Source organism: Streptomyces actuosus (assembly GCF_016921115.1).
Lineage (GTDB): Bacteria > Actinomycetota > Actinomycetes > Streptomycetales > Streptomycetaceae > Streptomyces > Streptomyces actuosus_A.
Genome location: NZ_JAFFZS010000020.1, coordinates 22,912 through 47,768 on the forward strand (window position 1 = coordinate 22,912; position 24,857 = coordinate 47,768).

25 protein-coding genes are annotated in these 24,857 nt (G+C 73.6%); 19 read left to right on the forward strand and 6 right to left on the reverse strand.

The window, feature by feature from the left end:
* Positions 1–93: 93 nt before the first annotated feature.
* From JS756_RS23020 to JS756_RS23060, 9 genes are all read left to right on the forward strand, one after another.
* Positions 94–1,356, forward strand: coding sequence for a tyrosine-type recombinase/integrase (locus tag JS756_RS23020; protein WP_205385077.1), 1,263 nt, complete (start codon positions 94–96; stop codon positions 1,354–1,356).
* A gap of 189 nt (positions 1,357–1,545) precedes the next feature.
* Entirely contained in the window at positions 1,546–1,869 is a 324-nt protein-coding gene (locus JS756_RS23025; protein WP_205385078.1) for a hypothetical protein, read from the forward strand.
* Positions 1,870–2,230: 361 nt separating this feature from the next.
* Positions 2,231–2,749, forward strand: a complete 519-nt coding sequence (locus JS756_RS23030) for a DUF2617 family protein (RefSeq protein WP_205385079.1) — start codon at positions 2,231–2,233, stop codon at positions 2,747–2,749.
* A 128-nt stretch (positions 2,750–2,877) separates the two neighbouring features.
* The gene (locus JS756_RS23035) at positions 2,878–4,515 is read left to right on the forward strand and encodes a polyamine aminopropyltransferase (protein ID WP_205385080.1); all 1,638 of its coding nucleotides are present in this window, start codon (positions 2,878–2,880) and stop codon (positions 4,513–4,515) included.
* Between the two features lie 71 nt (positions 4,516–4,586).
* The gene (locus tag JS756_RS23040) at positions 4,587–5,573 is read left to right on the forward strand and encodes an SRPBCC domain-containing protein (RefSeq protein ID WP_205385081.1); all 987 of its coding nucleotides are present in this window, start codon (positions 4,587–4,589) and stop codon (positions 5,571–5,573) included.
* Positions 5,574–5,611: 38 nt separating this feature from the next.
* A complete protein-coding gene (locus JS756_RS23045; RefSeq protein WP_205385082.1) occupies positions 5,612–6,400 on the forward strand; it encodes an aldose epimerase family protein in 789 nt (262 codons plus the stop codon).
* 10 nt (positions 6,401–6,410) lie between these two features.
* Positions 6,411–6,983, forward strand: a complete 573-nt coding sequence (pyrE, locus tag JS756_RS23050) for an orotate phosphoribosyltransferase (RefSeq protein ID WP_205385083.1) — start codon at positions 6,411–6,413, stop codon at positions 6,981–6,983.
* A gap of 133 nt (positions 6,984–7,116) precedes the next feature.
* Positions 7,117–8,139 carry a class II fructose-bisphosphate aldolase gene (fbaA, locus tag JS756_RS23055; RefSeq protein ID WP_205385084.1) on the forward strand — a complete coding sequence of 341 codons (1,023 nt, stop codon included), beginning with the start codon at positions 7,117–7,119 and terminating at the stop codon, positions 8,137–8,139.
* A gap of 6 nt (positions 8,140–8,145) precedes the next feature.
* The gene (locus JS756_RS23060; RefSeq protein ID WP_205385085.1) at positions 8,146–9,654 is read left to right on the forward strand and encodes an MFS transporter; all 1,509 of its coding nucleotides are present in this window, start codon (positions 8,146–8,148) and stop codon (positions 9,652–9,654) included.
* A gap of 122 nt (positions 9,655–9,776) precedes the next feature.
* On the opposite strand, the gene JS756_RS23065 is transcribed toward JS756_RS23060, so the two are convergent.
* Positions 9,777–10,352, reverse strand: coding sequence for a hypothetical protein (locus JS756_RS23065; RefSeq protein ID WP_205385086.1), 576 nt, complete (start codon positions 10,350–10,352; stop codon positions 9,777–9,779).
* 127 nt (positions 10,353–10,479) lie between these two features.
* On the opposite strand from JS756_RS23065, the gene JS756_RS23070 reads away from it, so the two are divergent.
* The 3 genes from JS756_RS23070 to kynU all read left to right on the forward strand — a co-directional run bounded on the left by JS756_RS23070 (position 10,480) and on the right by kynU (position 13,069).
* On the forward strand, positions 10,480–10,893 hold the full coding sequence (locus tag JS756_RS23070) for a DUF3151 domain-containing protein (RefSeq protein WP_205385087.1): 414 nt from the start codon (positions 10,480–10,482) through the stop codon (positions 10,891–10,893).
* Between the two features lie 147 nt (positions 10,894–11,040).
* The gene (locus JS756_RS23075; protein WP_205385088.1) at positions 11,041–11,889 is read left to right on the forward strand and encodes a tryptophan 2,3-dioxygenase family protein; all 849 of its coding nucleotides are present in this window, start codon (positions 11,041–11,043) and stop codon (positions 11,887–11,889) included.
* Complete coding sequence (gene kynU / locus JS756_RS23080) at positions 11,882–13,069, forward strand: kynureninase (protein WP_205385089.1); 1,188 nt, start codon at positions 11,882–11,884, stop codon at positions 13,067–13,069. Before JS756_RS23075 ends, kynU begins: the two co-directional genes overlap by 8 nt.
* Positions 13,070–13,276: 207 nt before the next feature.
* Here the strand turns inward: kynU and JS756_RS23085 are convergent, their stop codons facing one another.
* A complete protein-coding gene (locus JS756_RS23085; protein ID WP_205385090.1) occupies positions 13,277–13,900 on the reverse strand; it encodes a TetR/AcrR family transcriptional regulator in 624 nt (207 codons plus the stop codon).
* A gap of 197 nt (positions 13,901–14,097) precedes the next feature.
* On the opposite strand from JS756_RS23085, the gene JS756_RS23090 reads away from it, so the two are divergent.
* The 4 genes from JS756_RS23090 (at position 14,098) to JS756_RS23105 (ending at position 18,552) form a co-directional block, all read left to right on the forward strand.
* Positions 14,098–14,967, forward strand: a complete 870-nt coding sequence (locus JS756_RS23090) for an alpha/beta hydrolase (RefSeq protein ID WP_205385091.1) — start codon at positions 14,098–14,100, stop codon at positions 14,965–14,967.
* Positions 14,968–15,168: 201 nt separating this feature from the next.
* Positions 15,169–16,551 carry a sensor histidine kinase gene (locus JS756_RS23095; protein ID WP_205385092.1) on the forward strand — a complete coding sequence of 461 codons (1,383 nt, stop codon included), beginning with the start codon at positions 15,169–15,171 and terminating at the stop codon, positions 16,549–16,551.
* On the forward strand, positions 16,548–17,273 hold the full coding sequence (locus tag JS756_RS23100) for a response regulator (protein WP_205385093.1): 726 nt from the start codon (positions 16,548–16,550) through the stop codon (positions 17,271–17,273). Before JS756_RS23095 ends, JS756_RS23100 begins: the two co-directional genes overlap by 4 nt.
* Positions 17,274–17,334: 61 nt before the next feature.
* A complete protein-coding gene (locus JS756_RS23105; protein WP_205385094.1) occupies positions 17,335–18,552 on the forward strand; it encodes a cytochrome P450 in 1,218 nt (405 codons plus the stop codon).
* On the opposite strand, the gene JS756_RS23110 is transcribed toward JS756_RS23105, so the two are convergent.
* The 3 genes from JS756_RS23110 to JS756_RS23120 form a co-directional block, all read right to left on the reverse strand.
* Complete coding sequence (locus JS756_RS23110) at positions 18,527–18,748, reverse strand: hypothetical protein (protein ID WP_205385095.1); 222 nt, start codon at positions 18,746–18,748, stop codon at positions 18,527–18,529. The genes JS756_RS23105 and JS756_RS23110 overlap by 26 nt on opposite strands.
* A gap of 168 nt (positions 18,749–18,916) precedes the next feature.
* Positions 18,917–20,518: an ABC transporter permease gene (locus JS756_RS23115; protein WP_205385096.1), complete on the reverse strand. Its 1,602-nt coding sequence runs from the start codon at positions 20,516–20,518 to the stop codon at positions 18,917–18,919.
* 4 nt (positions 20,519–20,522) lie between these two features.
* Positions 20,523–21,458, reverse strand: coding sequence for an ABC transporter ATP-binding protein (locus JS756_RS23120; RefSeq protein ID WP_205385097.1), 936 nt, complete (start codon positions 21,456–21,458; stop codon positions 20,523–20,525).
* Positions 21,459–21,561: 103 nt separating this feature from the next.
* Here JS756_RS23120 and JS756_RS23125 point away from each other — a divergent pair, with 103 nt between their 5' ends.
* The gene (locus JS756_RS23125) at positions 21,562–22,068 is read left to right on the forward strand and encodes a GbsR/MarR family transcriptional regulator (protein ID WP_205385098.1); all 507 of its coding nucleotides are present in this window, start codon (positions 21,562–21,564) and stop codon (positions 22,066–22,068) included.
* A 119-nt stretch (positions 22,069–22,187) separates the two neighbouring features.
* Here the strand turns inward: JS756_RS23125 and JS756_RS23130 are convergent, their stop codons facing one another.
* Positions 22,188–23,036 (reverse strand): diacylglycerol kinase family protein, encoded by an 849-nt coding sequence (locus JS756_RS23130; RefSeq protein WP_205385099.1) that lies wholly within the window; start codon positions 23,034–23,036, stop codon positions 22,188–22,190.
* Positions 23,037–23,231: 195 nt separating this feature from the next.
* On the opposite strand from JS756_RS23130, the gene JS756_RS23135 reads away from it, so the two are divergent.
* Together JS756_RS23135 and JS756_RS23140 are read left to right on the forward strand one after the other, a co-directional pair.
* The gene (locus JS756_RS23135) at positions 23,232–24,515 is read left to right on the forward strand and encodes an adenylosuccinate synthase (RefSeq protein WP_205385100.1); all 1,284 of its coding nucleotides are present in this window, start codon (positions 23,232–23,234) and stop codon (positions 24,513–24,515) included.
* Between the two features lie 111 nt (positions 24,516–24,626).
* Positions 24,627–24,821, forward strand: coding sequence for a hypothetical protein (locus JS756_RS23140; protein ID WP_205385101.1), 195 nt, complete (start codon positions 24,627–24,629; stop codon positions 24,819–24,821).
* Positions 24,822–24,857: the final 36 nt, after the last annotated feature.

A 24,857-nucleotide genomic window follows, 5' to 3' on the forward strand; every position in this document is an offset into this window, starting at 1 on the left:
AGTAGCGGGCCCGATCCAGCACACCCCGAAACCGGCCGGACGGACGCCACCAAGGCCCGCCGCCCCCTGCTACCGCGAAGGGAGTCAGCCCGCATGGCTGGCCACATCCAAGACCGCTGGTACAAGACCGAGACCGACGCGAAGGGCAAGACCATCCGCGTCAAGACCGACCGGCACGGCACGGGCATGCGCTACCGCGCCCGGTACATCGGCCCCGACGGCACCGAGAAGTCCAAGAGCTTCCCTGACGGCAAGAAGCGTCTCGCTGAGAAGTGGCTCAGCGCGATCGAGACGGACATGACGCGCGGTCAGTACACCGACCCCAAGTCCATGCAGATCACGTTCCGGCAGTACGCCGAGAAGTGGTTGGACACCAAGACACCCAGCGCGATGACCCGGAAGGAACTCGGCCGGCGCCTCCGGCTGCATGCATACCCGGTGCTCGGCTCCCGTCCGATCGGAACCTTCCGGCCTGAGCACATCAGGGAGTTCGTTGCTGCCCTGGAGGCGAAGCCCGGTGTCGGTCCTTCCTACGCCCGGAACATCTTCGCGGACGTTCAGGCGGTCCTGTCTGCCGCTGTCGACGACACCTTGTTGTCGCGCAACCCGTGTGGTGCACGGACCGTCCGGCGACCCAAGCCTGACCCGCATCCCGTAGTTCCTTGGGTGCCCGCCCAGGTGTTCGGCGTTCGCGCTGCCCTTCTCGATCGGTACCGAGCGATGGTCGACGTCGGGGCCGGATGCGGCCTACGCCAGGGCGAGGTGTTCGGGCTTGCTGAGGACGCCATCGACGTCGAGGGACGCACGCTCCGCGTGGTCCGGCAGATCAAGCACGTGGAAGGGCATCCGGTTTTCGCCCTGCCCAAGGGCGGCAAGCAGCGTGACGTGCCGTTGCCGGGCTCCGTGGTGGAAGCCCTGCGGGCGCATATGGACGCCTTCAAGCCTGTGGAGATCACGTTGCCGTGGGACGTGCCGGAGGGGCCGAAGGTGTCCGCCCGGCTGGTCTTCACGGCCGAGCAAGGCGGCATGGTGTGGCGGAGCAACTTCAACGGCAAGGAGTGGAAGCCCGCGCTTGCTGTCGCTGGGCTCATCCCGGCAGTGGATGAGGACGGCAAGTATGAGTCGGCGCGCGAGCACGGCATGCACGCCCTGAGGCACTTCTACGCGTCCGCATTGCTGGACGCGGGCGAGAACATCAAGGCCGTCAGCGAGTACATGGGGCACGCTGACCCAGGGTTGACGCTGAGGGTGTACGCCCACCTGATGCCCGACAGCCGGGAGCGTGCCCGCCGGGCCATCGACACCGTGTTCCAGCGCCTCTCCCAGGAAGATCACGGCCCACAGACGGCCCAGTGAGGCACTGACGGCCCCTGAACTGCCCTTCTGCACAGGTCAGGGGCCGTTTCCCTTGCATCACCCTCAGATGTTCCTCAACTCTGCTTTGGGGCGCGCGGTGCGCGGGCATCGTCCCGTCACGCAGCGAGCGAGGCGCCCACGGGGGCTGCTTCGGGGGGCTTTCGAAGGATTCGGAAGGAGGGTGACGCCATGATCATCGGCATCATCCTGGCAGTGGTCGTCGTCGTGCTGGTCGCGGCGGTCGTCTCCAGCGCACGCAGCGGACGCGGCGCCCGGACGTACAAGAAGGGGGCCCGGCGCGGTTCCGGCCGGGCGTACAGCCGCAGCTCCGGTCACACCAGCTGGTGGGCCGGCGGGACGGACGGAGGTGGTGCGTCGTGCGGCTCGTCCTCGACCGACAGCGGCCACTCGGGCCACTCCGGGCACTCCTGCGGCGGTGGATCGTCCTGCGGTGGCGGGTCGTCCTGCGGAGGCGGGTCGTCCTGCGGGAGCGGATGCGGGGGAGGCAGCTGACACGGGGCAGCTGAGCTCCAGCAAGGGGGAACCGCATCCGAACCGCGGGGTCCGGGCCTGGGCCGGACCCCGCGGTCGTGCTCCCGGCCCCGGTGCGCGGGGGGCGCTGCCGGGCAAGGCGGCGCACTCCCTGGTTGAACAGTTGAGCTGTGCAGCCCTCTGAGGGATGGAAACCCCACGAAGTTGGGTAAAAACGCTGTGGCGGCGCCACAGTTCATGATTCCCTCTAAAACACCACCCCAGCCCCTCGGACGTCTTGCGCGGATGCCTCCCCGACTGGGTTGACCGGGCCGATCTCCCGGTATCGACCGGGGTGTGCCGGACCAACGCCCTCTTCTTTGCGTTCTAGCGGAGCCGATCCATGCTCACGACCCTGAACACCTCCTACACCGACACGCGCGCGGCCGACCTCGCCTGGGCCCTGGGGCGTGAACCACTCCCCGCGCTCGCCACGCTCGACCTCGAACTGGCGGACGCGAGACTTCAGTTGCGGCTGCTCGGTGCTTCCCATCAAGTGCTGCTGGAGGAGGAGCGGGGCGCCTGCTCGGAGACGGTCGCCTGCATCCCGGGCAGCAGCACGCCCCTCCCGCTCGGTGTGGCCAAGCGGGTGGGCGACTGGGAGTACGAGTTCGCGGCGCGCGTCGAAGTGCTCTCGCCGGGCTCGTTCGCCGGCCGCGCGCAGGAACTCCTCGCCCTGGTCGCCGACCACCCCAACGGCCTCGCCGGCGTCTTCCCCGGCAGCCCGCACGCGTTCACCGCGATGCTCGCGCAGCGGCAGGACAGGCAGGTGCACTGGCGCACCTGGCACGCCTACCCGCAGGACGGGCAGCTCGTCGCGACGCGGACGCGGGTGGGTGCGCGGGTGCCGGCCGTGTCGTGACGGGGCCCGCCGGGTGGCGGCCGAGCCACCGCGGGTGCGCGGGGCGCAAACCTCAGTGGACCGCCAACTACCATTTCCACACGTGTGGGTGACGAAGCGTACGAGAGACGTGACGTAACGTCGCTTTCGTGATCGAACCGCACGCGCCCGCCCCGCCCGGCAACACGCCGCCCCGGGGCGGCCCCGCGCGGCTGCCCGTCCGGCCGGGCACGGGGCGGTTCCTCGTGCTGGCGTGCGTGTTCGTCTGTGCCGCCTGCGGCCTGGTGTACGAGCTCGAACTGGTCGCCCTGGCCTCCTACTTGATCGGCGACTCGGTCACCCAGGCGTCCGTGGTGCTGTCGGTCATGGTGTTCGCGATGGGCATCGGCTCGCTGGTGGCCAAGCGGCTGCGCCGGCACGCGGCCACCGGCTTCGCGGCCCTGGAGGTGCTCCTCGCCCTGGTCGGCGGGTGCAGCGCGCTCGCGCTCTACGCCGTCTTCGCCTGGACCGGCAACTGGGGAGGCCTGTGGGCGAACGGCCCGCGCTGCCTGCTCGTCGCCTTCTCCCTCGCCATCGGCCTGCTCATCGGGGCCGAGGTGCCGCTGCTGATGGAGCTGATCCAGCGCGTCCGCCGGCAGGACGCGGGCGGCGCGGTGGCCGACCTGTTCGCCGCGGACTACGTCGGCGCACTCGTCGGAGGCCTCGCCTTCCCCTTCCTCCTGCTGCCCTTCCTGGGCCAGTTGACCAGCTCCCTGCTGACCGGAGCCGTCAACGTCGTCGCCGGAGGGTCCCTCGTCCTGGGGCTCTTCCGGCGCGACCTCGGCCCCCGCGCCCGCTGGATCCTGCTCACCGCCAACCTCGCGGTGCTCGGCGTCCTCGCCTGCGCCGCCGCCCTCGTCGACGACTTCGAACGGGCCGCCCGGCACGCCGTGTACGGCGACGACGTCCGCGTCGCCCGGCAGACCGACGTCCAGGAGGTCGTCCTCACCGGTGGCACCCGCGGCCGGCCCCTCGACCTGTTCCTCGACGGTCGGCTCCGGGTGGGCGGACGCGACGAGCGCCGCTACCACGAGGCGCTCGTCCATCCCGCGATGAACGGCCCGCACGCGCGCGTGCTGATCCTCGGCGGCGGCGACGGCCTGGCCGCGCGGGAGGTGCTGCGGCACCCGCGCGTGCGCCGCGTCGACATCGTCGAACTCGACGCGGGTGTGGTCCGGCTGGCCCGCAGCGATCCCGCACTGTCCCGGCTCAACGAGCACGCCCTCGGCGACGCGCGCGTCCACGTGGCGATCGCCGACGCCTTCACCTGGCTGCGCACGGTGCCCAGGGCCTCGTACGACGTCGTCGTCTGCGACCTGCCCGATCCGGGCATCACCGCCAGCACGAAGCTGTACTCGCAGGAGTTCTACGGCCTGGCGCGGCGCGCGCTCGCCCCGGGCGGCCGGCTCGCCGTCCACGCCGGGCGCGTGTCCTCCCGGCCGCGGGCGTTCTGGACCGCCGCCACGACGATCCGCGCCGCCGGCCTGCGGGTCTCCGCCTACCGGGTCGCCGCCCGCGACGCGGGCTTCGCCACCGGGCCGGACCGGTCCGCCGGCACCTCCCGCGCCCCGCACGACTGGGGGTTCGTCCTCGCCGCCGCCGGCCGCCGGCCCGCCCTCGGTCTCGCGCCCGGCAAGCCGTCGCCGCGGACCCTGACCACGGCCCGGCTGGCGGCGGACGCGCGGGCGGCGGAGCGCACCCGGATCCGGGGCCTGCGGGTGTCGACGCTCGTACATCCGCGCTACTGACGCCCGAATGCACGCACGAATCGGCGTCCGGGTGAGGGTGCTCCGCGGCGTCCCTGGGTAGAGTCCGCGCCATGGAGCATGAGGTGTTCGTTCCGGTGCCCGGCGAGCGGCTGAGAGCCGTGCTGGCCGACCCCGCGCGCGTGGCCCGGGCCGTTCCCGGCCTCCAGCAGGACGCCGGCGGGGCACCCCTGGCCGGACGGCTCAAGCTCCGCATCGGCGGTCACAGCATCACCTACCGGGGGGCCCTGCGGATCACCGCCCGGGACGACGGCTCCCATCACGTCGAGGGCGACGCCGGCGAGGCCCGCGGAAGCGGCACGGTGGAACTCGCCCTCACGGTGCGGCTGCGCGACGCGGAGGGCGGCACCCTCGTCACCTTCGACGGTACGGCGACGGCCGGCGGCCGGGTCGCCGAGCTGCCCGCGGACGAGGTCGCCGGGGCGGTGACCCGGCTGCTGAACCGCTGCGTGGAGCACCTGGGGCAGGAGGCGTCGGCCCGGGAGCCGGGGCACCCCGGTGCGGGGGAGGCCGAGTCGCCCGAGCTGCTGTCCGCCGGGGAGTTCGAGACGGCGGCCACCAGCGACTTCGAGACGACGCCGGACGCGGACGACGCCCCGGCGCCGGGCCCCGGCGGGGAGGCCGAGGGCCCCCGGGAGGGCGGAGGAGCCGCCCGGGCCGGGGAAGCGGGACGGCCCCCGGGGAGCCCGGCGGGCGAGGATCGCCCGAAGGCCGCGGACGAGGCGGACGAGGCGGAGACCCCTGACACCGGGGACGCCGGTCACGAGGAGTCCGCCTTCGACACCGAGGTGCCGACGTCGTCGCCGGACCAGGCGGCGGACGACGGCAAGCCCGTCGCCGAGGCCGCCCACGCGCGCCGGACGATGATCGGCCGGAGCGCCGAGGAGGTCGACCACGCACCGCCGCGGGGACGGTACGCGCCCGTGCCCGCGCCGCAGCCGGTGTCCCCGGCATCCGCGCTGCGCTGGGCGGTGCCGGTCGCGGTGGCCGCGGTGGCGTCCGCGGTGGTGGTGGGACGGGTGCTGCGCAGGCGGCGTTGAGCCGTCCCTGGCCGCCGCCGGGCCAGTAGGGTCGTCCCGTGAGTGACGAAGACATCACGCTGACCGCGGGTGACGCGGAAGCGGTAGTGGCGCCGGGGAACGGCGGGCGGATCGCCGGGCTGCGCGTCGGGGGCGTCGAACTGCTGCGGCAGGGCGAGCGGTTCGGCTGCTTCCCGATGGTGCCCTGGTGCGGTCGGATCCGGGACGGGAAGTTCCAGGACGGCGCCGCGACCCATCAGATGCCGCTCAACTCCCCGCCGCACGCCATCCACGGCACCGCCCGCGACGGAGCCTGGCGCGTGGCCCGCCGGGCGCAGGACGAGGCGGTGATCACGTACGACCTGGTCGAGCCCTGGCCCTACGCCGGCCGTGTCACCCAGGTCGTCGCCCTGGCCCCGGACTCGCTGACGCTGACGATGTCCGTGGAGACGATCGACTCCTCCTTCCCCGCCCAGATCGGCTGGCACCCCTGGTTCAACCGGAACCTCGACGGGGTCGACGCGGAGATCGACTTCGCGCCCGCCTGGCAGGAGGAGCGCGGCGACGACCACCTGCCCACCGGCAACCGGACCGCCCCGCGGCCCGGCCCCTGGGACGACTGCTTCGGCATGCCCGGCGGCGTCGACGTGACGCTCACCTGGCCGGGCCGGCTGGAGCTGAGGGTCACCAGCCGCGAGGAGTGGGTGGTCGTCTACGACGAGCAGGCGGAGGCCGTCTGCGTCGAGCCGCAGACCGGCCCGCCCAACGGCCTGAACACCCTCCCCCGGCTGGTCACACCGCTGGAGCCGCTGGAGGCCGCCACGACCTGGAGCTGGCGCCGCCCTTAAGCTGGCAGACATGACGGACGTCAACGGAGCAACGCCGCACGGCACGCGCGGCGCGCTGCTGCAGCAGATCAAGGACAAGGCCGTGGTGCACGGCAAGGTGACCCTGTCGTCGGGCCTGGAGGCCGACTACTACGTCGACCTGCGCCGCGTCACCCTGGACGGCGAGGCCGCCCCGCTGGTCGGCCAGGTGCTGCTGGACCTCACCGCCGACCTGGAGTTCGACGCGGTGGGCGGCCTCACCATGGGCGCCGACCCGGTCGCCGCCGCGATGCTGCACGCCGCCGCCGCCCGCGGCAGGCGCCTGGACGCCTTCGTCGTCCGCAAGGCCGCCAAGGCGCACGGCCTCCAGCGGCGCGTGGAGGGCCCGGACATCGCCGGCCGCCGCGTGCTCGTCGTCGAGGACACCTCCACCACCGGCGGCTCCCCGCTGGCCGCCGTCGAAGCGGTCCGCGAGGCCGGCGCCGAGGTCGTGGCCGTCGCGACGATCGTCGACCGGGCCACCGGCGCCGCGGAGAAGATCCAGGACGGTGCGGGCGTTCCGTACCTCTTCGCGTACTCCAAGGACGAGCTCGGCCTGGACTGACCGGCTCGCGGACGGCACCTGGACCTTCCGGCCGAGTCTGGAAAGATGGGGCCGACGATGACGTCGCCCCCATGGTCTTGGACAGTGCCGTAAGCACCAAGAACGCCCACCCGCACATACAAGGAGCGGACAGATGCCCATCGCAACCCCCGAGGTCTACAACGAGATGCTCGACCGGGCGAAGGCAGGCAAGTTCGCCTACCCGGCCATCAACGTCACCTCGTCGCAGACCCTGCACGCGGCTCTGCGCGGCTTCGCCGAGGCCGAGAGCGACGGCATCATCCAGATCTCGACCGGCGGCGCCGAGTTCCTGGGCGGCCAGCACAGCAAGGACATGGTGACCGGCGCGGTCGCCCTGGCCGAGTTCGCGCACATCGTCGCCCGGAAGTACGACGTCACCGTCGCCCTGCACACCGACCACTGCCCGAAGGACAAGCTCGACGGGTACGTCCGTCCGCTGATCGCCGTCTCCGAGGAGCGCGTCGCCCGCGGCCAGAACCCGCTGTTCCAGTCGCACATGTGGGACGGCTCCGCCGAGACCCTCGCCGACAACCTGGAGATCGCGCAGGAACTGCTGGCCCGCGCCGCCGCCGCGAAGATCATCCTGGAGGTCGAGATCACCCCGACCGGCGGCGAGGAGGACGGCGTCTCGCACGAGATCAACGACTCGCTCTACACCACGGTCGACGACGCGATCCGCACCGCGGAGGCGCTGGGTCTCGGCGAGAAGGGCCGCTACCTGCTGGCCGCCTCCTTCGGCAACGTGCACGGCGTGTACAAGCCCGGCAACGTGGTGCTGCGTCCGGAGCTGCTGAAGGAGCTGAGCGACGGCGTCGCCGCCAAGTTCGGCACCTCCTCCCCGTTCGACTTCGTCTTCCACGGCGGTTCCGGCTCCACGGTGGAGGAGATCCGCACCGCGCTGGAGAACGGCGTCGTCAAGATGAACATCGACACGGACACGCAGTACGCCTTCACGCGTCCCGTCGCCGACCACATGTTCAAGAACTACGACGGCGTCCTCAAGGTCGACGGCGAGGTCGGCAACAAGAAGACCTACGACCCGCGCACCTGGGGCAAGCTGGCCGAGGCCAGCATGGCCAAGCGCGTCGTCGAGGCCTGCCAGAGCCTCCGCTCCGCCGGTACGCGGATCAAGTAGCACGAGATGGCAGGCCGGGTCGGGGGCACGCAGCAGTCCCCCGCCCCGGCCTCCGTGCGTCTGAGCGGCCCCAGCGCCGCCACGGGCCGCTGGATCCTCCTCACGACGGTCCTCGGCTCCAGCATGGCCCTGCTGGACTCCACCGTCGTCAACGTGGCCCTGCCCCGCATCGGCCGCGACCTGGGCACCGGGCTGGCGGCCCTGCAGTGGACCGTGAACGCCTACATGGTCACGCTGGCCGGCCTGATCCTCCTTGGCGGCGCGCTCGGCGACCGCTACGGCCGCCGCCGGATCTTCGTCCTGGGCGTGGTGTGGTTCGCGGCGGCCTCGCTGCTGTGCGGGCTCGCCCCGAACGCCGTCGTGCTGATCGCCGCCCGCGCCCTCCAGGGCATCGGTGGCGCGCTCCTCACCCCGGGCTCGCTCGCCCTGATCCAGGCGTCCTTCCACCCCGACGACCGGGGGCGGGCCGTCGGCCTGTGGTCGGGCTTCGGGGGCATCGGCGCGGCCGTCGGGCCGTTCCTGGGCGGCTGGCTGGTGGACGGCCCCGGCTGGCGCTGGGTCTTCCTGCTCAACGTGCCCCTGGCCCTGGTGTGCGTGCCGGTGGCGCTGCGGCACGTCCCCGAGTCGTCCGACGCCCGGGACCACGGCCGCTTCGACGTCCTCGGCGCGACCCTGGGCGCGCTCGCCCTCGCCCTGCTGACGTATGCGCTGATCGAGGCGCGCCAGGGGTCCGTCGCCGTCGTCGTGGCCGCGGTGGCCGGGCCTCTGGCGGCCGTCGCCTTCGTCATGGTCGAGCGGCGGCGGCCGGACCCGATGCTGCCGCTCGACATCTTCGCCTCCCGGCAGTTCACCGCCGTCAACCTGGTCACCCTGTGCGTGTACGCGGCCTTCGGCGGCTTCTTCTTCCTCACCGCGCTCCAGCTCCAGGTCGTGAGCGGCTACTCGCCCCTGCAGGCCGGTACGGCCCTGCTGCCGACGACGATCCTGATGCTGCTGTTCTCCGCGCGCTCGGGCGCGCTCGCCGACCGGATCGGCCCGCGCATCCCGCTGACCGTCGGCCCGCTGCTGTGCGCGGCGGCGATGCTGCTGATGCTGCGGGTCGGCATCGACGCCGACTACGCGACGGACGTGCTGCCCGCCCTGCTGGTCATGGGAGCCGGCATGGTCACCCTCGTCGCCCCGCTGACCGCCACCGTCCTCGCCTCCGTGGACAACACCCGGGCGGGCCTGGCCAGCGGCATCAACAACGCGGCCGCCCGTGCGGCCGGCCTGGTCGCGGTGGCCGCGCTGCCGCTGCTGGCCGGCATGGGCCCGGAGGCCTACCGGTCGGCGTCCGCGTTCGACGCCGCGTTCCGGCGGGCCATGCCGATCTGCGCGGGCGTCCTCGTCGTCGGGGCGCTGCTCGCCTACGCCACCGTGCGGCGCCCGGTCCCGGGCTGCCGTCACCCGGAGTGCCACACCCACTGCGCCGTCGCCGCGCCTCCGCTGGAGCCGCGGCGCGGCGACCTGCCGTAGCGCTCCGCTGGCGCCGCCACGGTATGCCGTCGGTCGGCTGTCGCGTCGTCGTGGTGGTTCGCGCGGTTTCCCGCGCCGCCGGCAGGGGGCTGCCGGTCCGCAGCGGACTCCACCCGGTCCGGTCAGGGCATGCGGCGCTGGTCCAGGCGGACGACGGACGCGTCGCCCGGGTCCGTGGAGTAGGAGAAGACCAGCACGTTCCAGGGGTCCTTCGCGGCCGTGTCGAGCCGGTCGAGGAACGGCTGGACGCCGATCGGCCGGTTGGCGCCCGTGTCGTAGAACGGGCGGTTCACGGTGATGCGCGCGGTCTCGGCGAGCCGTACCTCGTGCACGGGGCCGGTCGTGTGCCACGTCGGCCCGTCCGGGTCGGCGCAGTCCCAGCGGCCCTCCTGGGCGGACAGGGTCACGATGTCCTGGTGGATGCCGTGGCCGTGCAGCTGGAGGTCCACACCGCCCCGGTCGCCGGCGCAGGGCGCGTCGGCCGCGGCCGCTGAGGCCGGTGCGGGGGAGGGGGACACGGAGGACGGGGAGGGTGAGGACGACGGGGGTGTGGGTGCTGCGGTGGTCGTGCTCGGAGCGGGGGTGCCGGTTGCGTGGTCGTCCGCCGGGCCGCAGGCCGTGGCCGCCGTCAGCACGGCGGCGGAGAGGGCCCCCGCGAGCAGGAGTCCGCGGGCGGGTGCCGTCCTCGTGGTGCGCATGCGGATCCCCCGGGGTCGTGAGCGTGGTCGTGGTGCTCCGGCAGGAAGTCTCGTCCCGGAAGGGACGGTTCCCCGCGGAGGCCGGGCAACTGTTACTGATCAAGGACAATGCAGCAGACTGGACCGTATGACGATGCACGAGAACCTCCTCGGGGGCCCGCCCCCGACCCACCTGCCCGACGACCCCGAGCCGCGGGAGCTGCTGGCCGGCGGCACGGCGCCCGCGGACGTCGCCGCGAAGTACCCGATGTCCTCGCTGGCCTGGGCCCGGCTGGCCGACGAGGCGTTCGAGCGGGGCTCGGTCGTCGAGTCGTACGCCTACGCCCGGACGGGCTACCACCGCGGCCTGGACGCCCTGCGCCGCAGCGGCTGGAAGGGCCACGGCCCGATCCCCTGGGAGCACGAGCCGAATCGCGGCTTCCTGCGCGCACTGCACGGCCTCGCCCGGGCCGCGCAGGCCATCGGTGAGCAGGAGGAGTACGAGCGCTGCACCCAGTTCCTGAAGGACTCCTCGGAGACGGCGGCGCAGACGCTCCGCTGAACCGCCCGCGCCGGCGCGGGGCCCGTCCGGTATCGGGCGGGCCTTGCGGTTTTCCGGGCTGGTGCGCAGGATGCGGGTGGGGACCGGGGCCCCCGTGCCGGTAACGGCAGGGGCGGACCGCTACCCGGAGTACAGCAGGAGACAGCGATGTCCCACCAGGCTCATCAGTCCCACGTGGCTCAGGAGCCCGAGACCCCGCATCTCGATTTCCACGGCACCACCCCGTACGAGGACTACGTCAAGGCCGACGTCCTCACCCACCTCCAGCACACCCTCTCCGAGGACCCCGGAGAGATGGTCTTCCTGGTCACGACCCAGGTGATGGAGCTGTGGTTCACCGTCATCGTCCACGAGTGGGAGACCGCCGCGCAGGCCCTGCGCAGCGACGACGTCCCCACGGCGCTGGCGGCGCTGAAGCGGTCCGTCAGGGAGCTGGAGGCGCTGAACGCCTCCTGGACGCCGCTCGGACAGCTCACCCCGGCCCAGTTCAACTCCTACCGCAGCGCCCTCGGCGAGGGATCCGGCTTCCAGTCGGCGATGTACCGGCGCATGGAGTTCCTGCTCGGTGAGAAGTCCGCGTCGATGCTGGTCCCGCACCGCGGTGCCCCGCGCGTCCACGCCGAGCTGGAGAAGGCCCTGCACGAGCCGAGCCTGTACGACGAGGTCGTACGGCTGCTCGCGCGGCGCGGCCACGCCGTCCCGGACTCCGTCCTCCAGCGGGACGCGACCCGGCGCCACGAGCCCTCCGAGGCCGTCGAGGCGGCCTGGACGGCCGTCTACGCCGGCGATCCCGACGACGAGCTGGCCCGCCTCGGCGAGGCGCTGACCGACGTCGCCGAACTGGTGTGGCGGTGGCGCAACGACCACCTCGTCGCCACCCGTCGCGCGATGGGCGCGAAGCCCGGCACGGGCGGCTCCGCCGGTGTGGCGTGGCTGGAGAAGCGGGCGCAGAAGAACGTGTTCCCCGAGCTGTGGACGGCGAGGTCCCATGTCTGAGCCGGCCGAGCGGGCACGGGAGCTGGACTGTGCGGACGAGCTCGCGCCGGTGCGCGGGCGGTTCGTCCTCGACGACGTCGTGTACCTCGACGGCAACTCGCTCGGCGCGCTGCCGTCGAACGTGCCGGGGCGGGTCGAGGACGTCGTCCGCCGCCAGTGGGGTGAGCTGCGCATCCGTTCCTGGGAGGAGAGCGGCTGGTGGACGGCACCCGAGCGGATCGGCGACCGGATCGCGCCGCTCGTGGGGGCCGGGGCCGGCCGGATCGTGGCCGGCGACTCCACCAGCGTCAACGTCTTCAAGGCGCTGGTCGCCGCGGTCAGGATGGCGGGCGGTGGACGGGACGAGATCGTCGTGGACGCGACGACGTTCCCCACCGACGGCTACATCGCCGAGTCGGCGGCCCGGATGACGGGCTGCACGCTGCGCCCGGTGCCCCCGGCGCAGGTGCCCGGGGTGCTGGGGGAGCGCACGGCCGCGGTGCTCCTGAACCACGTCGACTACCGCACCGGCCGCCTGCACGACCTGCCGTCGCTGACGGCCGCCGTCCACGAGGCCGGCGCCCTCGCCGTCTGGGACCTGTGCCACAGCGCGGGTGCGCTGCCGGTCGGGCTCGACGAGCACGGCGTCGACCTGGCCGTCGGCTGCACCTACAAGTACCTCAACGGCGGCCCGGGTTCCCCCGCGTACCTGTACGTCCGGAGCGACCTCCAGCCCCGCTTCGACTCCCCCCTGCCGGGCTGGAACTCGCACGCCGAGCCGTTCGGCATGCGGCAGGACTACGCGCCGGCGGCGGGTGCCCTGCGGGGCCGCGTCGGCACGCCGGACATCCTGTCCATGCTCGCCCTGGAGGCCGCCCTGGAGGTCTGGGACGGGGTGTCGATCGAAGCGGTGCGGGCCAAGTCCCTGGCACTGACGGACTTCTTCCTGGAGTGCGTCGAGCAGTACGTGCCGCCGGGCCGTGTCGAGTCCCTGACCCCGGCTGCCCACGCGGAGCGCGGCAGCCAGGTCGCCCTGCGGTGCGACGACGCCGGGGACGTGATGAAGCGGCTGATCGCGGAGGGTGTGGTCGGCGACTTCCGCGCACCCGACGTCCTGCGCTTCGGCTTCACGCCCCTGTACGTCGGGTTCGCGGACACGGAGCGGGCGGCTCGGGTGCTGGCCCGGGTTCTGGCCGGCTGAGCGCTCGGCCGGAAGCGCCGTGGGGCGCTGTCGGCCGTCCGCGGTGTCGCCGCGGACGGCCGCGCGGTCCCCGCGTCCTTTCGGCCGGCCGCCGGTGCACGGGGAGCCCGGCCCCGGCCCGCCCGGGGGCCGTCCCGGGTCCTTCGCGGCCGGCGCGACCTGCGGGACCCCGCCGGCCCGTGCCGCGCGTGGACCGGGCGGCCCCGGTCACCGACCGGTGACCGGGGCCGCCCCGGCATAGGCTCCCGCCACCGCCGCCGCGTACGCGGCCCGCGCCGCGCACTCCGCCGCGTGGGGGGCGGGGGCCACCCCGGTGGTCAGCAGCTCCTGGTGGAGCGGCGCGGAAACGGCCCGCACCACGGCCGCCGCATCGGTGCCGGCAGGCAACTCCCCCCGGGCGACGCCCTGTTCGACGCACGGCACCCACTCCTCCACCCGGACCTCGAAGAACCGCCGCAACGCCGCCGCCGTCCGGCCGTCGCACGGGGCCGCGGCGACCACCGCCCGCAGCAGCGCCCCCTGCCGGGCATCGGCCGCCTCCCGCTGCACCAGCAGCGCGTAGGCCCGCAGGTCCCCGGGCAGCGACCCGGTCTCCCGGTGGGGCGCCGCGTCGTGGGCCAGCTCCGCCAGCAGGTCGGTGACCAGCCCGGTCACCGACCCCCACCGGCGGTACACGGTGGTCTTGCCGACCCCGGCCCGCCGGGCGACGTCCGCGAGGTCGAGGTGGGCGAAGCCGTGTTCGGCCAGGATGTCGCCGGCCGCCCGCAGCACGGCGGTACGGACACGCGCGGTACGCCCTCCGGGACGTACGGTGCCGGGTCGGGCGGACATGACGGGCTCCTCGGACACGCGGACGCTACCCCGGCAGCGTAACGAAACTGCAGAACCGTTTACCCCTCACCCTGCGTCACATCCACGGTGTCGGTGCACGTCACCGGCCTGATAACGTCCCGGCCAACGGCCTATTTCTCTCCTGGTCCACCACGACCCGGTTCACCAAGTCCGTTTCGTCGCTGAGAGGTTGGAGCATGCCGGACGACGTCGCCGCAACCCGGGCCGCCGCCGAGGAGGAGTCGGCCTTCTCGCACCCGCCCGTCGACCCCGACATCAGTTCCCCCTACGGCGACCACCCCGACCAGGTGATCGACTTCTACGCCCCGGGCGGCCTGAGCGGCCCGGGCGGCCTCGCACCCCTGGTCGTCGTCCTGCACGGGGGCGCGTGGCGATCCCCCCACGACCGGCGGCACGTCAGCCCGTTCGCCGGCTTCCTCGCCCGGCGCGGGTTCGCCGTGGCCAGCGTGGAGTACCGGCGGGGCGCCGAGCAGCATCCCGCCGTGGCCGGCCGGTGGCCGGAGACCTTCGACGACGTCGCCGCCGCGCTGGACGCGCTGCCCGTCCTCGCCCGCGAGGCGCTGCCGCAGGCCGACCCGCGCCGCACCGTGCTCACCGGCCACTCGGCGGGCGGGCACCTGGCGCTGTGGGCGGCGGCCCGGCACGTCCTGCCCCCCGACGCACCCTGGCGCACCGAGGGCCCCGCCCCGCTGCGCGGTGTGGTCGCGCTCGCCCCGATCGCCGACCTGGCGGTCGCCGAGAAGCTCGACGTGTGCGGGAACGCCTCGCTCCAACTGCTCGGCGGTCAGGAGGGGTTCGCCGATCGCCGGCCGTACGCCGACCCGGCCCTGCTGCTGCCCACCGGCATCGCCACCACCCTGGTGCAGGGCCGCACCGACCTCGATGTGCCGCAGGCGGTCGCCGAGGCCTACGCGGACGCGGCGGCGAAGGCGGGCGAGATCGTCGGACTGACGCTGCTGGAGGACGTCGGCCACTTCCCCCTGATCGACCCGGCGGCCGACGCGTGCGCGGTGGTGGCCGAGGAGATCGCACAGCTGGCCTGGTGAGACCCGGGACGGACCGGCCCGCCCGGCACCGGTTTCCCGGGCACCGGGTCCCTCCGCCGGCCCGGGTCCGCCCGTCCGGGGTCCCGCTCGCCCGGGTCCGCCCGAACCGGGGCCGGCGCGGCCGTAGTACCTGAGGCGGAGGGCCCCGAACCCGTCTCCCAGGGGACGACCGCGGCGGCAGGGGCGGCCTACGGTTCTCGCGTGACCGACACCAGCAAGACGCACACCACGGGGCCGTCCAGGGGGGCCGGGACGGCCCCCCTGGACGGCGACTTCGCCGCGTACGTGCCGCGCAGCCCGGAGGTCCGGGCGGTGATGGCGGCCCTGCGCGGCATGCGGCGGGACCTGATCCAGGACGCCCTCGCCTACCGCCCCCTGCCCCCGTCGAGCGCCGAGGCGCTCATCGTGCGGCGCCTGCCGCCGTCGCTCAGGCGCCCCGCGGTGTGGGGGCGGCACGCGTTCGTGCTGCTCATGGCGTGGCTGGCCCTCATGGCGGGCGTCTCGGTGGGCGAGGACCTGGGGTCCCCGGCGTATCTGCTGCTGAGCCTGCTGCCCGCGGCCGCGGTCGCGTCGACCCTGCTGCGGCCCGTCGCCGCGTTCTGGCTGTCCTTCGCCTCCATACCTCTGCTCGCCGTGCTCGGCTGGGACCTGGACACCTGGCCGTGGCAGCCGGGCACCTTCGCCGGGCACCTGATGGTGCTCACGCTGGTGGCGCTCCGCACCCGCCCGCGCACCGCGGCCTGGATGTGGCTGCTGACGGCGCTCTACGGACTGCTGTCGGAGCCGTTCGCGGGTCACGTCTACGGCTCGGACACGATGGAGTTCCTGTTCCTGTCGGCGATCGCGCTGCTGGCGGTCACCGTCCGGCACATCCGCCGCGAGGCCCGGCAGGAGGTGACCGCCCAGCAGTCGGCGACCGCACACGAACGCTCCCGGCGCACCCTGTTGGAGGAGCGCACGACCATCGCCAGGGAACTGCACGACGTCGTGGCGCACCACATGTCGGTGGTGGCGATCCAGGCGGAAGCCGCCCCCTACCGGGTGGAGGACCCGCCCCCGGAGCTGGCCCAGGCCTTCGCCACGATCAGGGAGAACGCGGTGGCGGCCCTGACCGAACTGCGTCGCGTCCTGGGCGTGGTGCGGGCCGAGGACCACCAGGCCCCCGACGCCCCCCAGCCGACCCTCGCCGACCTGGACGCCCTGCTGGCGAACGTGCGGGAGGCGGGCCTGACGGTCGAGAAGACGGTCACGGGCGCCGTCCGCGAACTCCCGCCGGGCGTGGAGCTGTCCGCCTACCGCATGATCCAGGAGGCACTGAGCAACACGCTCCGCCACGCCCCCGGCGCGACGGCCCGGGTGGAGATCGGCCACGTCATCGGCGGGCTGGGACTGCGCATGGTCAACTCCCCACCCCCGAACCGCTCGACACCGAAGCCCTCGCCGGGCGCGGGCCACGGCCTGACCGGCATGCGCGAACGCGTCACGATGCTGAACGGTGAGATGACGGCGGGCCCGAGGCCCGACGGAGGCTACGAGGTCTCGGTGTTCCTGCCCGCGCGGACCACCGGCGAGGACGAGACATGACGGGCACGGCCGGCGCGGCGGGTACCGCGGGCGGGGCAGGTGCGCACGTCCGCGTCCTGATCGCGGACGACCAGATGATGGTGCGCGAGGGCTTCTCGGTCCTGCTGAACGCCATGCCGGGCATCGAGGTGGCCGGCGAGGCCGTCAACGGGCGCGAGGCCGTGGCGAAGGTCCGCGAACTGTCCCCGGACGTCGTCCTGATGGACATCCGCATGCCCGAGCTGAACGGCATCGAGGCCACCAGGGAGATCGTCGCGGCGGGCGGCACGGCCAAGGTGCTGGTCCTCACCACCTTCGACCTGGACGAGTACGTCTACCAGGCGCTGCGCGCGGGAGCCTCGGGCTTCCTGCTGAAGGACGCGTCGGCCCGTCAACTGGCCGACGCCGTAAGGGTGGTGGCGGCCGGGGATGCGCTGCTGGCTCCCTCCGTGACCCGGCGTCTGATCGCGGAGTTCTCCAGGCTGCCGGTCACCCCGGCGCCCTCGCCGACGCACCCCGGCGCCGGCGCCCGGGCCCCCTACGGGGACCTCACCGAACGCGAGACGGAGGTCCTGATCCTGATCGCCCAGGGCCTGTCCAACGCGGAGATCGCCGAACGGCTGGTCGTGGCCGAGTCGACGATCAAGACCCATGTCAGCCGTGTCCTCGTCAAACTCGGCCTGCGGGACCGCACCCAGGCGGCGGTGTTCGCCTACGAGGCGAGGCTGGTGACGCCTGGCTGACGGGGTGCCGCGGCCGACCGCACCCTGGCCACGCGCGTCCCGCACGCGTTAGCGTCCGGGCATGCCAGCCCCCACCCGTCTCGCCTTCGACCCCTGGGACCCGGCGTTCCTCGCCGACCCCTACCCCGCCTACGCCGAGCTGCGCGGCCGCGGGCGGGTCCTGTACTACGAGCCGACCGACCAGTGGCTCGTCCCGCACCACGCGGACGTGTCCGCGCTGCTGCGGGACCGGCGGCTGGGGCGCACGTACCTGCACCGGTTCGCGCACGAGGACTTCGGGCGGACACCGCCGCCCGCCGAGCACGAGCCGTTCCACACCCTCAACGACCACGGCATGCTCGACCTGGAGCCCCCCGACCACACCCGGATCCGGCGCCTGGTGTCGAAGGCGTTCACCCCGCGGACGGTCGAGCGGCTGGTGCCGTACGTCGAGCGGCTGGCCGGCGACCTGGTCGACGGCCTGGTCGGGCGGGGCGGCGGGGACCTGCTCGCCGACGTCGCCGAGCCGCTGCCCGTCGCCGTGATCGCCGAGATGCTGGGCATCCCCGAGGGCGACCGGCACCTGCTGCGCCCCTGGTCGGCGGACATCTGCGGGATGTACGAGCTGAATCCGCCGGAGGAGGTGGCCCGCCGGGCCGTACGGGCGTCGGTGGAGTTCTCCGGCTACCTGCGCGACCTGATCGCCGCCCGCCGCCGGGAGCCCGGCGACGACCTGATCTCCGGGCTGATCGCCGCGCACGACGAGGGCGACCGGCTCACCGAGCAGGAGATGGTCTCCACCGCCGTCCTGCTCCTCAACGCCGGCCACGAGGCCACCGTCAACGCCACGGTCAACGGCTGGTGGGCCCTCTTCCGCCACCCGGAGCAGTTGGCGGCCCTGCGCGCCGACCACGGGCTGGTCCCCACCGCGGTGGAGGAGCTGATGCGGTACGACACCCCGCTCCAGCTGTTCGAGCGCTGGGTGCTGGAGGACATCGAGATCGACGGGACGACGATCCCGCGCGGCGCCGAGATCGCCATGCTCTTCGGGTCCGCCAACCACGACCCGGCGGTCTTCCGGGCGCCCGAGCGCCTGGACCTCACCCGCTCCGACAACCCCCACATCTCCTTCAGCGCAGGCATCCACTACTGCATCGGCGCCCCGCTCGCCCGCGTCGAGCTGGCCGCCTCCATGAGGGCCCTGCTCACCCGGGCTCCCGCCCTCGCCCCGGCCGCCGAGCCCGCCCGCAAGCCGAACTTCGTGATCCGGGGGCTCACCGCCCTGCCCGTCGTGATCTGAGGCGGCGGGCCAGGGCCCCCACGACGAGAGCGGCGGCCGTGCCGCCGAGGACCGCCAGGGGCAACTCGGCGTACGCAACGCTCCGGTCGGGGGACTGCTCGAACCGCCAGAACCGGTGGCGGAGCCCGACGCACCACAGCGCCAGGCCCGCGCCCGCCCCCACGGCCGCGGTCAGACACCCCGCGGCGGCCTGCATCCGCGCTCCCACGCCCGGAAGGGACGTCCTGCGCGCCCCCGACGGGTTTCCGCAGCCCCACCACCTCCCGTCCACCCCGCCCGCACGTGCCCTGCGGGGGCGCGGGCGCGGGCGCGTCGCGTCGCGAGGCGGTGGCGCGGCCGGCCGCGCCACCGCCGGGCGGCGGGTTCAGGTGGTCATGTCCCGCCGGCGCAGGCCGGCCAGTCCGGTGGCCGTGAGGGCCGCGGCCAGGCACAGCAGCACCAGCGGCGGCGACCAGTGCATCGCCCCGCCCGGCAGCTTCGGCAGGTGGCCGAAGGGGGAGAGGTCCAGCACCCTCTGCGGCAGGTCCAGCGCCGGGCCGATCCAGCCGATCAGCACGACGGCGCCCGCGACGCCCCACGCGGTCGGCGCGGCACGCGGCACCAGGCCGTACAGCAGCACCGCCGCCCCGCCCAGCACCCACACCGCCGGCACCTGCACCAGGCAGGCGCCCACCAGCGCGCCGGCCTCCCGGCCGTGACCGGCGGCCAGCCCGAGGCCCGCCAGGAGCATCAGCCACGCCGCCCCGCCGAAGGCGACCAGCAGGTGGCCCGCGGCCCAGCGCAGCCGGCCCAGCGGCCCCGCCAGCACCGCCTCGGCCCGGCCCGAGGTCTCCTCGCCGTGCAGGCGCAGCACCGACCCCACCACGTACAGCGTGGCGACCAGGCCCATCACGCCCGCCATCGCCGCGAGGAACGCGTCCGTCAGGGCCGCCTGCCCGCCCATCCGCTCGAAGATCTCGCGGGCCTGCGCGTTGTCACCGACCAGGTCGGCCGCACCCTCGGCCATCCCGCCGTAGACCACCCCGGCGATCAGGAAGCCGGCCGACCAGCCCAGCACGCTGCCGCGCTGCAACCGCCATGCCAGGGCGCCCGCCGAGCCCAGCCGGCCCGCCGCCGGTCCGGGCCGCGTCGACAGGAAGCTCATCCCCACGTCACGCCGGCCCGCCAGGGCGTAGGCCACCGCCCCCTGCGCCGCAACCGCCGCCGCGAACAGCAGCAGCACCCACCAGCGTTCCCCGGCGTAGGCGCGCAGATTCTCCGCCCAGCCCAGGGGCGACAGCCAGGTCAGCACCGACGAGCCGTCGTCCGTCGCCGCGTCGCCCGCCGCGCGCAGCACGAACGCGGTGCCCAGCACGGCGGACGTCAGGCCGCGCGCCAGGCGTGCGCTCTCCGTCAGCTGCGCGGCGATCGCCGCCGTCGTCGCGAAGAGCAGGCCGACCCCCGCGACGCCGAGCGAGAAGGCCACCGCCCCGGCCGAGCCCTGTCCGGCCAGGCCCACCGCCAGCAGCAGGGCCAGGACACCGTCGGCGACGGCCGCCGCCAGCAGCGCCGCCGTCAGGGAGGCGCGGCGCCCCACCATCCCGGACGCCACCAGTTCCTGCCGGCCGCTCTCCTCCTCGTCACGGGTGTGCCGGACGACCACGAGCAGGCTCATGACGGCGGCGAGGACGGCGGCGAACACCCCGATGCGCCAGGCCGTCAGGGCGCCCACGGAGTCGCCGAAGACCGGGCCGATCATCGCCCGCAGGGAGGAGTTGGCCTGCATCTGCCGCATCAGGCCGACGCGGTCGGCCTCGGTGGGGTACACCGCCCCCAGGGCGTTCGGCATCGACAGGACCATGAGCGTGTTCACCGCGATCCACACCGGGAGCATCACCCGGTCGCGGCGCAGCGCGAAGCGCAGCAGCGTGCCGGTGCCCGCCAGCTGGCGCGTGCTGCCGGTCCGTACGGCGAAGGCGGTCGTCATGACGTCACCTCGCCTCTTCGTCGTCGTCGGCGGTGTAGTGACGCAGGAACAGCTCCTCCAGCGTCGGCGGCGTCGACGTCAGCGACCGCACGCCGGCCTCGCTCAGCCGGCGCAGCACGGCGTCCAGCCGGTCGGTGTCGACCTGGAGCCGGACGCGGCGGCCCTGCACGTCGAGGTCGTGGACGCCGGGCAGGCGCGCGAGTCCGTCGGGCGGGCCGGCCAGTTCGGCGGCGACGCTCGTCCGGGTCAGGTGGCGCAGGTCGGCCAGCGACCCGCTCTCGACGGTGCGGCCCCTGCGGATGATGCTCACCCGGTCGCAGAGCTGCTCGACCTCGCTCAGGATGTGGGACGACAGCAGGATCGTCCGGCCGCGCCCCCGCTCCTCCGCCACGCAGCGCTGGAAGACCTCCTCCATCAGCGGGTCCAGTCCCGCGGTCGGCTCGTCCAGGATCAGCAGATCGACGTCGGAGGCGAACGCGGCGACGAGGGCGACCTTCTGCCGGTTGCCTTTGGAGTAGGTCCGCCCCTTCTTCGTGGGGTCGAGTTCGAACCGCTCGATCAGCTCCGCGCGCCGCCGGGGGTCGAGCCCGTCCGAACGCCCGCCGCGCTCCGCGCGGCCCCCCTGGCGCAGGCGTCCGTACAGGTCGATGACCTCGCCGCCGGAGAGGTTGCGCCACAGGGTGACGTCGCCGGGGACGTAGGCGATGTGCCGGTGCAGCTCCACCGCGTCCCTCCAGGGGTCGCGGCCGAGCACCTGTGCCGTGCCGGCGTCGGCGCGCAGCAGGCCGAGCAGGACGCGCAGGGTGGTGGACTTTCCGGCGCCGTTGGGGCCGAGGAAGCCGTGGACCTCTCCGGTGCCGACCTCCAGGTCGAGGCCGTCCAGCGCCGGGGTGCGGCCGAACGACTTGTGCAGTCCGGAGACGGTGATTGCCTTCGTCATGGACCCGAACGTACGCTTGCTTCAGAAATTTGTGAAGTTAAGGAAGGGCCTGAATCGACGTTAGACTCGTGGGCGATGCCTGAACAGGGGAGATGATCGCGGCATGACCGAGCCGACGACGGCGGACGGGTACCCCAGGGATCCCGAGGCGGTCTCCCGCTTCGTCGAGCACTTCGCCGCGCAGCTCGTGGAAGCAGGGCTGCCGCGGATGCCCGCCCGGGTCTTCACCGCGCTGCTCGCCTCCGACACCGGCACCCTGACCTCCGCAGAGCTGGGCGAACAGCTGCAGATCAGCCCCGCGGCCGTCTCCGGCGCGGTCCGCTACCTCTCCCAGGTCCACATGCTCTCCCGCGAGCGCGAGCCCGGGTCACGCCGGGAGCGGTACCGCGTGCACAGCGACCAGTGGTACGAGGCCCTCACCAACCGCGAGGCGATCATCAAGCGGTGGGAGGACGCCCTGCGCGAGGGCGTCACCAGCCTCGGCCCCGACACCCCGGCCGGGCGCCGCCTCACCGAGACCCTCGCCTTCTTCGAGTTCATCGAGAGGGACGTGGCCGCGATGATGGAACGCTGGCGGGTGCACCGCGAGAAGCTGTTCGGCACGTCCTGAGCCGCCGGCCGCCCACCGCCTGCCGCCCCTCCCTCGGTCGCGGACCCCACGGCCGGCCCTTCGCCCCCGGCCCCGGGAGGACCCCGAGGCGGGGCTGGGCCCGCCCGGACCTCAGCGGGTCACACGGGCGTCGGCAGGGTCACTCCCAGCGCCCCCTCCACCACCGTCCAGGTGCGCCGCCGTACCGGCCCCACCACCTGCGCGTCCGCCCGGTAGCGGAAGTCCCCGCCGGAGACGGAGACGATCCGCCCCTCCGCCCGCACCGGGGGCGCCTCCGAGCCGACCGAGACCGGGCGGACCTCGACGAGGGCCGAACCCGCGGCACCCGGCGTCAGCGACACCGCCTCGACCGGCTGGTCCAGGTCCACCACCGTCGCGCCGTCCACCTCCACACGCAGCCGGGCGGGCCCGGTCGCGGCGAGTGGGCGGGCGGGGCGCAGCGGCACCAGCGTGCGCACCAGCGACTGGCAGGTCCGCAGCCAGGGGTGGCCGTCCGCGGGCACCGCGTCGGCTTCCCGGGGCGCCTCCTCCCGCACCGGTGGGATCCCCACCGCCCCGAGCACCACCCCGTCGCTGTCGTCCACCAGGACGTCCAGCCGCCGCACGTCCCCGTCCAGCACGGCCCGGGCCGCCGCCACCGCGCCGGTCGGCACGCCCAGCGAACGGGCCAGCGACAGCGTGCTCCCGACCGGGACCACCGACAGTACGGATCCGGCCAGCTCCCGACGCCGGTGCAGCAGGGACACCGCCCGGACGAGCGCCCGGTCGTCACCCACCACCACCGGCCGCCGCGCCCCGCGCCGCGCCAGGGCGCGGGCGAACTCCTCGGGTCCGTTCGGCAGACACAGTTTCGTCGCCGCACCCGCGCTGAGCACGTCTTTCGCGATCCGGACCGACTCTCCGTCCGTCCGCCGGGCGACCGGGTCGATGATCACCAGCAGCTGTTCGGACGCCGGATAAGTCGCCACCTCGGTCCTGCCTCGCTTCCTCGGGTAGCATCTTTGTGCAAGAGCCCCTTGCGCTATTGCGCCAGGGGCTTCGTCTATTCCGGGGCACCCGGTCCGACGGTTGGCGGCCGACGACGGTCGCGGTGCACGCGACGGAAGACCGTCCGCGTACGCCCCTGACCTTGGACATGCCCCGCCCGGAAGGGGTGTACGCGCGTGCCCGCACTTGTGCTGCTCGGTGCTCAGTGGGGTGACGAAGGCAAGGGAAAGGCCACCGACCTGCTCGGTGGCTCGGTGGATTATGTCGTTCGCTACCAGGGCGGCAACAACGCCGGCCACACGGTGGTCGTCGGCGATCAGAAGTATGCTCTCCACCTCCTCCCTTCCGGAATCCTCTCCCCCGGATGCACGCCTGTCATCGGCAACGGCGTCGTCGTCGACCCCTCGGTCCTGCTCTCCGAGCTGAGCGGCCTGAATGAGCGCGGTGTCGACACCTCCAAGCTCCTCATCAGCGGCAACGCGCACATCATCACGCCCTACAACGTCACTGTCGACAAGGTGACCGAGCGCTTCCTCGGAAAGCGCAAGATCGGCACCACCGGGCGCGGTATCGGCCCCACCTACGCCGACAAGATCAACCGCGTCGGCATCCGCGTGCAGGACCTCTACGACGAGTCGATCCTGCACCAGAAGGTCGAGGCGGCCCTCGACGTCAAGAACCAGGTCCTCACCAAGCTCTACAACCGGCGGGCCATCGCCGCGGACCAGGTGGTCGAGGAACTGCTGGGCTACGCCGAGCAGATCAGGCCGTACGTCGCCGACACCGTGCTCGTCCTCAACCAGGCGCTGGACGAGGACAAGGTCGTGCTGTTCGAGGGCGGCCAGGGCACCCTGCTCGACATCGACCACGGCACCTACCCCTTCGTCACGTCCAGCAACCCGACCGCCGGCGGCGCCTGCACCGGCGCCGGTGTCGGCCCCACGAGGATCGGCCGCGTCATCGGCATTCTCAAGGCCTACACCACCCGCGTCGGCGCGGGACCCTTCCCGACGGAACTTTTCGACGAGGACGGCGAGGCGCTGCGCCGCATCGGCGGCGAGCGGGGCGTCACCACCGGCCGTGACCGGCGCTGCGGCTGGTTCGACGCCGTCATCGCCCGGTACGCGACCCGCGTCAACGGCCTGACCGACTTCTTCCTCACCAAGCTCGACGTCCTCACCGGCTGGGAGCAGATCCCGGTCTGCGTGGCGTACGAGATCGACGGCAGGCGCGTCGAGGAGCTGCCGTACTCGCAGACGGACTTCCACCACGCGAAGCCGGTCTACGAGACGCTGCCGGGCTGGTCCGAGGACATCACCCAGGCCAAGTCCTTCTCCGACCTGCCGAAGAACGCCCAGAACTACGTCAAGGCGCTGGAGGAGATGTCCGGCGCCCCGATCTCCGCGATCGGCGTGGGCCCTGGCCGGGACGAGACGATCGAGATCAACTCGTTCCTGTAGGGCGCGGCCTGCGTGCGGCCGCGGGCCCCCGCGGGTCACACGTCCGCAACGGCGCAGGGAAACGGGCGCCTCCGGCAAGCGGAGGCGCCCGTTTCGCGTTCGAATCGGAGCATGGCCGAGCATGTGGTGCGGTGCCGAGGCCCGTACGGCGGAGAGGTCGACGGCACCGGGTGCGGAGAGCCGGCCCGGTTCGAGGTGGTCCGCTACCGGCGCCCCCACCTGTACGTGTGCCCCGTCCATCTGGGGCCGGCGCTCCTGCTCGCCGAGGGCGTGCTGTGGCCGCCGGAGATCAGGCTCGTCGCATGAGCCCCGCCCGACGTGCTCGTCGCACCGACGGCCCAC